The 10,541-nt window shown below is 44.2% G+C and carries 9 protein-coding genes and 1 pseudogene; 1 reads left to right on the top strand and 9 read right to left on the bottom strand.

Annotation, left to right across the window (positions count from 1 at the left end; all coding sequences use genetic code 11):
- Positions 1-143 precede the first annotated feature (143 nt).
- Positions 144-350 (top strand): hypothetical protein, encoded by a 207-nt coding sequence (locus tag MKY63_RS29420; protein ID WP_076147195.1) that lies wholly within the window; start codon positions 144-146, stop codon positions 348-350.
- Here MKY63_RS29420 and MKY63_RS29425 read toward each other — a convergent pair.
- The 9 genes and pseudogenes from MKY63_RS29425 to MKY63_RS29465 all read right to left on the bottom strand — a co-directional run bounded on the left by MKY63_RS29425 (position 347) and on the right by MKY63_RS29465 (position 10,522).
- Entirely contained in the window at positions 347-1,174 is an 828-nt protein-coding gene (locus tag MKY63_RS29425; RefSeq protein WP_339810802.1) for a hypothetical protein, read from the bottom strand. The two genes, MKY63_RS29420 and MKY63_RS29425, sit on opposite strands and share 4 nt — an antisense overlap.
- Before the next feature lie 425 nt (positions 1,175-1,599).
- Positions 1,600-2,157 (bottom strand): annotated as a pseudogene (locus tag MKY63_RS29430) (4'-phosphopantetheinyl transferase superfamily protein); the annotation flags it as partial.
- Positions 2,158-2,198: 41 nt separating this feature from the next.
- Positions 2,199-3,623 (bottom strand): radical SAM protein, encoded by a 1,425-nt coding sequence (locus MKY63_RS29435; RefSeq protein ID WP_076105502.1) that lies wholly within the window; start codon positions 3,621-3,623, stop codon positions 2,199-2,201.
- A gap of 18 nt (positions 3,624-3,641) precedes the next feature.
- A complete protein-coding gene (locus MKY63_RS29440) occupies positions 3,642-4,385 on the bottom strand; it encodes a hypothetical protein (protein ID WP_339810804.1) in 744 nt (247 codons plus the stop codon).
- A 21-nt stretch (positions 4,386-4,406) separates the two neighbouring features.
- Entirely contained in the window at positions 4,407-5,579 is a 1,173-nt protein-coding gene (locus tag MKY63_RS29445; RefSeq protein ID WP_036685941.1) for an FAD-binding oxidoreductase, read from the bottom strand.
- A complete protein-coding gene (locus tag MKY63_RS29450; protein WP_076105500.1) occupies positions 5,576-6,583 on the bottom strand; it encodes a hypothetical protein in 1,008 nt (335 codons plus the stop codon). Before MKY63_RS29450 ends, MKY63_RS29445 begins: the two co-directional genes overlap by 4 nt.
- Positions 6,576-6,836 carry an acyl carrier protein gene (locus tag MKY63_RS29455; protein ID WP_162164283.1) on the bottom strand — a complete coding sequence of 87 codons (261 nt, stop codon included), beginning with the start codon at positions 6,834-6,836 and terminating at the stop codon, positions 6,576-6,578. Before MKY63_RS29455 ends, MKY63_RS29450 begins: the two co-directional genes overlap by 8 nt.
- Before the next feature lie 18 nt (positions 6,837-6,854).
- Positions 6,855-10,196: a non-ribosomal peptide synthetase gene (locus MKY63_RS29460; protein WP_076274929.1), complete on the bottom strand. Its 3,342-nt coding sequence runs from the start codon at positions 10,194-10,196 to the stop codon at positions 6,855-6,857.
- A gap of 38 nt (positions 10,197-10,234) precedes the next feature.
- Complete coding sequence (locus tag MKY63_RS29465; protein ID WP_076141736.1) at positions 10,235-10,522, bottom strand: hypothetical protein; 288 nt, start codon at positions 10,520-10,522, stop codon at positions 10,235-10,237.
- Between the last annotated feature and the right edge of the window lie 19 nt (positions 10,523-10,541).

Consider the following 10,541-nt stretch of genomic DNA (forward strand, 5'->3'; position numbering starts at 1 on the left):
AAATCTCTCCTTCTGCCTTGCTGCAAAACATCATTCAGATGCAACTATAATAGTTACATTTCATGCGTTTGTCAAACTTTTGAGGATATGAACAACTTAAAATCTATCAATATTCTCCATATAGATTAGGATGGTATATTTTCATGAAAAAAGATCGCTGGGCAATATTTTTAATAATAACAGTTGTCTTTGAATTTATTAATATAACTTACAGTTTAATATTCGAACAATCCATAGAATGGTTTTCTTTGATTATCTTAATTCTCTTTGTTTCTTTAATTGTTAATTCTAATATAAGTAAAAACAAAAAAATGATTAAATACAACTGCCAAATGGCACTCGTATCCTAAGTATCTTTTCCTATGTTATCGAATTCCTTTAGAATCTCAGCCACCTGGGCAGCATATTTTTTACTCAGACGCGATTTGCCAAGATTACTCTTCACAATCTTAATGATTCGGGCATCTCGGCTCTTTGCAAATCTCTCCAGCATAACAAAGCCTTCTTCAGGCTCATTCGCCACAAATACACTCAAGCTGTATTCAAGTCCCTTAGATAATACACGAAAATGCTCAGCGTCCTCATGTTGCGCTCCCCCACCATCTATACTCTCCATGATTCGGGCAGCCAACTGAAGACAATATAGCGTATTTTCTTTCTTTTTTAAAAGAGGAGGATGCGCTAATGCCGCTACAAAAGCCCGTTGTTCAAGCCTGTTCGCACCTTTCTCCCACATGTCGATCAGCTGTCTAAGTAGGGTGAAATCATCCTCCCCTATACTTTGCAGCGCCATAGCAGATGCTTCACGTACCCTCCATCGCGAGTCATTCATAGCTGTCTTAATGATGTTTTGAATCACTACTTGCTGCTCTTCTCCACCGTAACTGTAATAAGCACCGAACGCCCTAATCGCACAAAACGGCAGAAACTCACGGGGATCATTCACCCCAGCTTCAGCTTCAGTAATATTAGTCCAAGAGACGAGCAGCTCCCAGCCTGTATCTGTTAGATTAGGATGCGCGAATTGTTTGGCGAAATGGTCTGAGAGCTCCAAATTCACTCGTGGTCCTGGGAGTTTACTCTCCTGCATCATCAAATCATTAAGCTGTACCCACAGCTCCTTATCGTTTACCCATTGCTGAAACGGCACTTCAATCATCTTTTGCTCAGCCATCTCTGGTCCCTCCGATAGTTATCTTCAGATTCGAACGATTCCTTGCATCGCGTATGCGAGTTTCCTGTTCCATCAATATTTGATCAAATCTCCAGCATTAATCACTCATGGACATTTTACATCAAATCAATGGCTTATGCATATAACCGATGAGGGAATATTAACACCTTGGCAGAAAACTTCAAATCTAGATAAAGCGAAAACGTGCAAGACAAAAAGCAACTTATCTGTAGATAAGCCGCTTCTCTGTAACAAGTTCAATATCACCTAGGCTTAGATCGTTAAAAAGCATCCAATAGTTGCATGCAATCCTGGTGAAATTGGCATTGGTTTACCACTGAAACCTCCCCGGGAAATAAGGGGTTTTGCGCACATACGGCTAATTTATATTTCTCATCAATATGATACTGCTTAAAGTGATACAATCCGATTGCGTCATGGTTCTCCAATTGAATTCCGTTGTTTAAACGAAACGAAAACGAGTTCAATGGAAGAGATAATCCCTTCCCTATCGCTTTGATATAGCTTTCTTTAAGTGTCCAAAGGTCAAAGAAAAGACTCATCCGACCCATCTCTTCACATTCCGTCAATTGGACATATTCATCTTGCGAAAAAAAACGCTTAGCAATATTAAGATCGGCTTGCTGAATCTGCTCAATGTCAATACCGATCGGCAATTCATCTAATGCGCAAACCACCCATTCTCCTGAATGCGAAATATTAAACTCTACAGTACCCCCCCTTTTTTTTAGGGAGGGTTTTCCGTAGACATTTGTAACAAACTCGATATCGCGGTTGTTCACTTTTAACCGTTTATTTAAGCTTACACGAACCAGCAATTCAGCAATAAGAGAATGCTGCAACGCTTCCACTCTTTTAAAGCGTTTAAGCCGCTCTCTCTTTTGTTGGGGGATGCGCCACATTAATGTTTCTAACGCAGGTTCAGATATTAGCTCAGCCACCTTCACCCCGAAAATCTCCATCGCTCATCGCTACTCCTTCAGCTCATAAGTACTTGCGAATCCTATTCATGAAAGGACAACACGTCATTCTCTATAAAAGCAGCTTTCTCTACAATTTTCCGCTTATAATTCCTTACTTTTGCATCATCTTTCTCTCCTTGAAGTGCAAAAAAACTATCCCGTGTTTCATCAGAAATTCCCCAGAATTTTTGCATCACCAAGGAAGTATGCATGTAGCTTTCTTCACCATCTTTATAAATTCCAAAATCAAAAAGCTGTTCCTTCACCTGTTCATATAGCTGTGTGCCAACATAAGGAACATTGATATTTATCACATAATTATCAGCCTTTAAGGCTTTAAAAAAAGGTAACATCTCTATATAATCTTGGTCATTGAATCCAGGGCATCCCAGCAAAATATAGGCTGTCCGTTTGATTCCCGCCTCCGCTGCCATGCGGAAAGCTTCCTCGACTTCCGTCAATCTAATTCCTTTATTCACCACTTGCAGCATCCTTTGGTTGGCCATTTCCACACCAAATTTCAAATGCACGCACCCCGACTGCTTCATCTTATCAAGGATATTCTGTCTCACACAAATGTCCACGCGCGCCTCTGCCCACCAGTGAAACTCAGGGTACTCCTCTTTTAGTTCAATCAGCAATCTAAGCATTTCTGAAGTGCGTTTGCCTAAGCCCGGCAGAAAGATCATATCTGAGAAATAAAATCCAAATACATGCATACGTTCAATGCGGTAGCGGATTTCGCTAACAAAACGTTCGGGAGACATAAAGGAGACATTGCAGCCGCGCAGCGAGGGCTGATAACAGAATGTACAGCGTTTGGGGCACCCGCGCATAGACATAATGTAGTCCCAGTCTTCCGGCTTATTTTTCTGCGCTAAATATGAATCTGTCAGTATCGGAAGATCGTTTAATTGCTGGGCCCATTTAACAGGCAGCATTCCCCTTGCATTCCCCTCTACTACAGAAACCGCAAGATCCTCGCCTTCTCCAACAATGATCGTATCCAAATCAGCCGTGTCCTTCAGCTTGGCATGTTTAAGCAAATGTCCATAACCAATACAGGTAACCTTATCTCCCCATCTCTTCTTTATCTCTTTTGCAAGGTATGCACAGGACTGAGTACTTCCAAGTTCGACAGTAGGCATCAGAACATCGCCAACACCAATAAACACATAATCAGGCTGAAAGCGCTCTAGCTCATTTATGACCATATCAAAGCTTTCATGCCCCCGAGTACAACGTTCCTGCATAAGCCAGCTGTTCATAGTCATACTGTACCGCTCTGTATAATCATGATCATCTGGAGCATTATCGCCATTAATTAACGTGACTGCATGACCCCTACGATGCAATATCTCCGCTATGTAATGCATAGCAGGACTGATCCTATTGTTTTTCGACTCAATAAGCCGGTAAAACGGGGGAATAACACAGGCTACTCTTTTACTCTGACGATCTGCCATTGATTTCGGCCTCCATTGTTAAATTTTAGTGAAACTGAGGTCTGAATCTGAGACGATGGAAGAACCGACTTTGGCAGCGGAACCGGGAAGTGTTCCAAATCTGGCACCCAAAAAACTGGCAGAGAATTGGGGCATCCAGCCATGCACATTAAAGCAGCCATTTCGGTCAAAACCGGCAATTAACATTCCCGAACGGTCGTATCTCCCTCTTGGAAGCCAAATCCAGTATTCCGAATCCGGGGTATTACCTGTCAAGAATCTCACTCTAGCCACGAAAAGAAGATACCTTTCCAAACTAAAGTTAAGATCCCCGCTGTCTTCCACTAAGTGTGCAACCTCTAGCCCTGTGTGTTTCATTAATGAAGGCGACAGCGCAGCCGATGTTCGAATCCAGCAATCTTCCTGCTCCGTTGCGGCTGTCACAAGTGGATCTTTTAAGGCCCAGCTTGAAATTCTTGTAAGCTCACCAATCTGTTCCCGTGTAATTCCCTTGGGAAAGCACAAAATAATTTCTCCATTTTCTCTCGATGAACGAATCTCTTCGCTTGTAAAAGGACAAGGCGATAGTTCGAATTTTCTGCCAATGATCTGATCTACCCCCATCCCACGATACCAGGATTCAAGCTCCAGACGCAGCATTTCGGGATCATCCGGTGAATGCTCAAGTTTTGCGGTAAACCGTTTGAGATCCGTCCGCTGAAGCACATTTGCGTTTAGCATATTATCTATAAGCTTTAACATTTGGTTCTTAGAGTTCTCCATTTCAATAAACCTCCTATACTTCTAAATCTTGTAGTATTCATTAATTTTTCTGCCTGCTGCAGTTAGCCAGCGATTGGACCGCAATGATGATATGTCTAATGTTTGTGCCGAATTCCCGGCTATTTCTTCACTGATTAGGAGTCCGGCGGCCGGGCTGTGCATAAAACCATGTCCGCTGAATCCTGACGCATGGTAAAACCCTTGGATTTTGTTATCAGCGCCCAGCACCGGATGGGAGTCCGGCGTGTCATCATAATACCCTCCCCAGCAGGATTTGATGGTTGCTTCCTGGAGACGAGGTAGCCGACGAAGAGCAGCTTCCAGATGTTTATATTCCCATTCCGGGTCTGAGTAGCTATAATCCGGATCTTCGCATCCCCCTGCAACAAAGGGCTTATTTAAGCCCGTTAACAGACCGCCTGTCTCCTTATGTAAGCCCAGACCTTCCCCGGGGAACACAATAACGGGAAAATCGGCGGGCAGCCATGGGAGCACATCTGTAACCAACAACTGCTGATGGCAGGGGATTACCGGCAACTCAATTCCGGCTTTAGCAGCCACAAATTTGGACCAGGGGCCCGTAGCATTTACAACAACTCGCGAAGTTATCGCTCCTTCTGACGTTACCACTTGCTGTATCGCGGAACCGTCAGTAATAAAGTCCGTTACAGCGACTCCAGGATAATATTTGACACCCAGCTCTCTGGAGAGCCGAATATACGTGCTTGTAATCTTATTGGGATCGATCAATCCATCCTGCTTATTGTAAGTTGCACCGGTTACATCCTCTAGAACCAGCATCGGCAGCTTCTTTTGAATCTGCTTAGGCTCCATCCATTCCGTTTGCACACCCAACCTTTGCTGCAAAAGCATCGCATCATAAAACTCAGAAAGATTATCTTGTGCCGTGAAAATAAACATATATCCGCACTGGTCCATTTCATCCTGAACAAGGTTATACGAATCAAGCTGCTCCAGCAATCGAAAACTTAACTTGGACAATTCAATATTTATCTCCGTTGTAAACTGACTTCGCATCCCGCCTGCGCAGATAGATGTGGTTGCTCCGCCTAAACTTTCGCTTTTCTCAAGCACTACCACATCGGTTATTCCTTTTTTGGCTAAATAGTAGGCTGTACACGCCCCGACTGCCCCAGATCCAATAATAACAACTTCACATTTATCGGGTATCACCGAGAATTCTCCTTTTCTTCTATTTTGCTGATTACAGTACTAAACTCTTTCAAAAGCGCTGACAGAAGCGCGCGCTCTTGCACATCGATACTCTCCACTGTGCGTGCAGCGATCCGCAACAGGTTAAGGTCAGGCTCAAGATGATATTTCACCAAAATGTTTCTGAGAATAAGAGTGGTTTCGTATATATCCTCATAGCCTTTCATAATGAAATCAGAAAGGTTATATCCACATTGAGATAAATATCCAAGCCTGTTAACCATGCATTTTTTGTGCTCCCAGAGTAAATGAAACGGACGAACACAATAGAAAATTTCGTTACGCGCCAACCTATCTAAATAGTCTAGCAGCGCTCCATACACCTTCATTCCCCAACACGAACCTCCATCTGTTCCCGGGCAGGTTACCATGGTTTCTGGCTGGCGTGAATAGTAATAATCCGCTAGGCTTGCGATCAGTGTAGTTGGCTCAAAATGCATCTTATCAGCTTCATTTAGCCGGACAGAGCGAATCGAACGCCGCTCGAATGCATGAGCGCGCAGCGATGATATGATCTGATCGGCGGGAAGCTCATGAAACTCGAAGATTTTATCGTAATCCGAGCCAGCAATACTAAATGTATGACTAAGATCATCATAGCCGTAAATCATAAAATTCCTTTCGAAATGAACCTTATTAAAATAGTGCTTACCTTCTATATAAAATTCATCCAAGCTTACTTCGACATACTCCTTCTCGGCCAGACAATCCAAGATCTGTTTTACAGCAACACGTTCAGGACCAAGCCTGATCTCTTTCAAATTCAGATAGGGGAAATGCCCCAAAGATTGCTCGGGTGACAGAAATTCAAGATCCATCACATCCATATTCGCTCCAAGATACAAATGAATATAATGGTTATGCAGCCAATCCATCTTTCTAGAGCAGACTTCTACTACACTGAGCAGATGAGAGCTGTTCATGCTGCTGTTCACCATAGGGTACTTGATCGGCAGGTTAGGCATCTGTGGCACATCCTTCACCATTTTTACTCCAGAGATATGCCGTTAAATCTCCAACCGTAGGAAAATGTCCTGCTACCAAAAGGTAAGGATCAAAGTCCAATTGCAACGCCCGCTCAACTTCAACAATAAATTTGATGTAAGTAAGCGAATCCATTTCCAGATCTGTGAACACACTTTCGGGCTCCAAGGAAATATCACACTTTACAAATAGGCGCAGCAATACCTCCACCCGCTGTTGTATTTGGTCCATCATATCCTCCCTGTCCATCATTTATCTCTGGCCTAATGTTCCTTCGCCTACTTGCAAAATTTCTTCCAACGACATTCCTAATTGAGATAACACTGATTTCGTCAGCTGCCCCTGGGCTGCAGCAGAGGACGGTTCAGCAAGCATGTCCGCCATTCTTGCAATCGTAAATTCGCCTAGGTACAACTCCATAATGGTTATATTTGTATTGAATCTTTTGTTGACAATACTAACTAGCTTTAGAGCTAATAACGAATGGCCGCCCAGATCAAAAAAATTCTCGGCAATGCCGATCGCACGACCCTCCAAACTCAACAACTCTTGCCAGATAGATTCTATCTCTGCCTGAAACTCATTTTTAGGAAGTAGAGCGCTGCTCGCTTCTTTAAATCTCACATCAGGCAGCGGAAGCGCCTGGCGATCAACCTTACCATTTCGATTTAACGGAAATCTCTCAAGTCTCATAAAGATGCCAGGAATCATATAGGCCGGCAAATAAGCTCTCGCATAATTTCGCAGCTCCGAAGCGGCAATCTCTTCATCGCTTACATAATAGGCAATCATAAGCTGCCCCCCGTTATTCTGCTTGAGCGGATGGACAAGAATCTCTTTGATCCGGTTGTAACGGCGAAATACGGCCTCGATTTCACCCAGCTCTATCCGCGCACCGTTGAGCTTGATTTGTTGATCTGTTCTTCCCCCATAAATAATCGTGCCTTCTTCGAGGAATTTGCCCATGTCTCCTGTGCGGTACAGACGTTCAGCAGCAGGATGTCTGGAGTAAGGATCGGGTACAAAACTGCGGTTGGTCAGCTCTTCATTTCCGATGTATCCTAGGCCCACTCCTATTCCACCAATGCATATTTCTCCGTAAACCCCAACGGGAACCGGCAGAAGATATTTATCCAGAATGTAGATTCGGAGATTGGAAATCGGTTTGCCGATCGGAACACTTGAATGGCCTCGGCTCTCCGCACAGTCCCAGCAGGTTACATCAATGGCCGCCTCAGCGGGCCCGTACAAGTTGAACAAATGCGCAGCGGATTTTGAGAAAAAAGAATCACGTAATGTGGTACTCAGCTCTTCTCCACTGCAAATGACATTTTTAAGTGAAATGCAGCTTTCTATTGGAAAGGAGTCCATAAACTGCTGCAGTAACGCCGGAACAAAATGAATCGTCGTAATATGCCTCTCGACAATCACATTCCCAATATATTCAGGATCATGCGGTTTATCCGGTCGGGCTAATACCAATTCCGCTCCATGCAGTAATGGCCACAGCAGCTCCCATACTGCCACATCAAAAGTGAGCGGTGTCTTCTGCAGCACTTTATCGGTCTCATCCAAACCAAACTGCTGCTGCATCCAAAGAAGCCGGTTGTATAATCCCTCATAGCTGTTCATCGCGCCCTTCGGGGTTCCGGTTGAACCGGAAGTATAGATAACATAGGCTAAATCGCTGGGTTCGACCGGCTCATTGTGCACAATTTCACACCTTAAGTCAGCTGAATAAGAGCTAATCCCGACGAGGACCACCTTATGCATCGGTTTAAACAGAGCCGCATATTGTTCCTGGGTGATGATCAGTGCACACGACGACTCACAAATCATATGGGCCAGACGTTTGGAGGGTAGCTGTGGATCAAGCGGCATAAATGCCCCGCCGCATTTAATTACCGCCAGAATTGAGGTGACTAGCTCAACAGATCTCTCCAAGCCCAACCCAACAAGGCTGCCACGCCCGATCCCCAATTGTATCAGCCTCGAAGCAAGCATATCTGAGGCCAGATCAAGCTCCTCATAACTCATGTTGTCTTCTTCGCTCAAAAATACAGCCCGCAGATGACTATGCTTCGCAGCTTGTTTTTTGATCTGGCTTATGAACCTTCGGCTGTCCAGACAGCCGAAATCCGTACAAGTATCATTCCATTCGTAGATCACTTTATTGATTTCTTCCGCGGTCAAAAACATGTGGCTGCTAACCGTAGCCTCCGGTCGCTGCAGCAGCTGCTGGAGAATGTTAATGTAGTGGTAATGGAATTGCCTCAATGAGGCCGCGTACCATTTATCATTGTTGTATTCGTAAAATAATTGCACTCCGCTTCCGGTATCATTCAGCCCAATCGTCAGGTCAAAGGCCGAAGAGCTTTTATCTGCCTTTAACGCTTCAACAGTTAGGTTGGATAACTCCAAATCCGTTTTGCCGCTCTGCACATAAGTAAACATCGTTTGAAACAGCGGATTTTCCCCTGGCCTGCGATCTGGATGCATAATACTGACCAGCTTGTCGAAAGAGACTTGTTGATAGGCAATGCCCTCATTAATTGTTTCTTTCTCTTTATTCAATACTTCAAAGAAGCTGTCTTCAGTCTGCACATTGGTGGTGAGTGGCAAAGTATTGGCAAAAAAACCAATAAGATTCCTTACTTCAATGCGGTTACGGTTAGCCATGGTTGAGCCGATAATCAGGTTAGACTGGCCGGTATATCTAAACATCAGGACCCGGTAGGCTGCGAGCATAACGTTATAGACCGTGAATTCGGGGTGACGTTTTATAAAATCCAGCATTTCATTATAGGCATCCTGCGGCAACTCTCCCCCATAATTGCACTCCGAATCGGTTGGCCCAGCAGCTTCAGGCATTGCCGCAAGGTTTAAATCAAGCCGTGTATCTGCCGAAGCTAACTTGTTGCTCCAATAATCCATTAGTGTTGGATTGCCGGCATTTGCAATATATTTTTGTTCCCAGACCGCATAAGCAGAATACTGTACCGGCAATTCAGGCAAGCGTGCCACCCTGCCTTCTTCCAAAGCGTTGTAGATCTCCCTGAATTCATTTGTAAAAATATCCAGAGACAACGCATCTGAAATGCTGTGATGGAAACGAAATATCAGTAAATGCTCGGTTGGGCTCATCTGCACCAGTACCGTCTCAAATAAAGAGCCTCCATTTAATTCGAACGGTTTATTAATCTCCATTGCCAACCAATCCAACGCCTGTTTCTCCATCTCTGACTCAAGACAATCCAACCGCTCAATCCTGACCGCTGCGGGCTGTGGAACCGTCTTTTGGTAAGGCTCCCCGTCTTTTTCGTAAAATACAGTGTCTAAAATTCGATGCCTTTCCTTCAATATACCCAGACATTCAGTCAAGTGTTTATAATTCAGACAACCCTTCAAGCGGTATTGTATCGTCATATTGTAAGCGGAGCTGGCAGGGTTCAATTGATGCAAAAACCATAATCTGCGCTGAGCGCCGCTCAGCGGAATATCGGTTAAATCGGAATCAGCACGGATAGGAGGGAGACTTCTATGCATTCGCTCGGCCTGCAGCAGCGCTTCCCAATTTGATAAACCTCGAGTCATACTTCATCCTCCCGATTCTTGGAATTAAAAATCATGCATCAGGAAATTGCCTTATCATTGAGCAACACTTTAAGACAGTTAATAATCGTCAAGGGAGACTCAAAGGTCTCTGGAGTGAGACAGTTGTCTGGAATCTGAACCCGGAAGACCTCCTCCAAATCGTACAGAAGATATAAAGCCCGGAACGAATTAACTCCCCATTCGGTTAAAGTTCTGTTCAAATCAGCAGCCTGCAGCGTCTCTTTCTGCTCTACTAAGGGTAAGGCTCCATTTTTGCGGATTAGTTCCATCACTGTCGCTTGGATATATTCCTCATCTCTGTTCATAACGGTCAAATCCCCTCGT

Origin of the sequence: Paenibacillus sp. FSL R7-0189, from assembly GCF_037969925.1 — a bacterium.
GTDB classification, from domain to species: domain Bacteria; phylum Bacillota; class Bacilli; order Paenibacillales; family Paenibacillaceae; genus Paenibacillus_AQ; species Paenibacillus_AQ odorifer.

Coding starts and splice junctions, on each gene's coding strand:
- MKY63_RS29425 (WP_339810802.1), bottom strand. CDS start 1,174: ATGGCTGAGCAAAAGATGATTGAAGTGCCGTTTCAGCAATGGGTAAAC.
- MKY63_RS29460 (WP_076274929.1), bottom strand. CDS start 10,196: ATGACTCGAGGTTTATCAAATTGGGAAGCGCTGCTGCAGGCCGAGCGA.
- MKY63_RS29465 (WP_076141736.1), bottom strand. CDS start 10,522: ATGAACAGAGATGAGGAATATATCCAAGCGACAGTGATGGAACTAATC.
- MKY63_RS29450 (WP_076105500.1), bottom strand. CDS start 6,583: ATGCCTAACCTGCCGATCAAGTACCCTATGGTGAACAGCAGCATGAAC.
- MKY63_RS29440 (WP_339810804.1), bottom strand. CDS start 4,385: ATGGAGAACTCTAAGAACCAAATGTTAAAGCTTATAGATAATATGCTA.
- MKY63_RS29435 (WP_076105502.1), bottom strand. CDS start 3,623: ATGGCAGATCGTCAGAGTAAAAGAGTAGCCTGTGTTATTCCCCCGTTT.
- MKY63_RS29420 (WP_076147195.1), top strand. CDS start 144: ATGAAAAAAGATCGCTGGGCAATATTTTTAATAATAACAGTTGTCTTT.
- MKY63_RS29455 (WP_162164283.1), bottom strand. CDS start 6,836: ATGATGGACCAAATACAACAGCGGGTGGAGGTATTGCTGCGCCTATTT.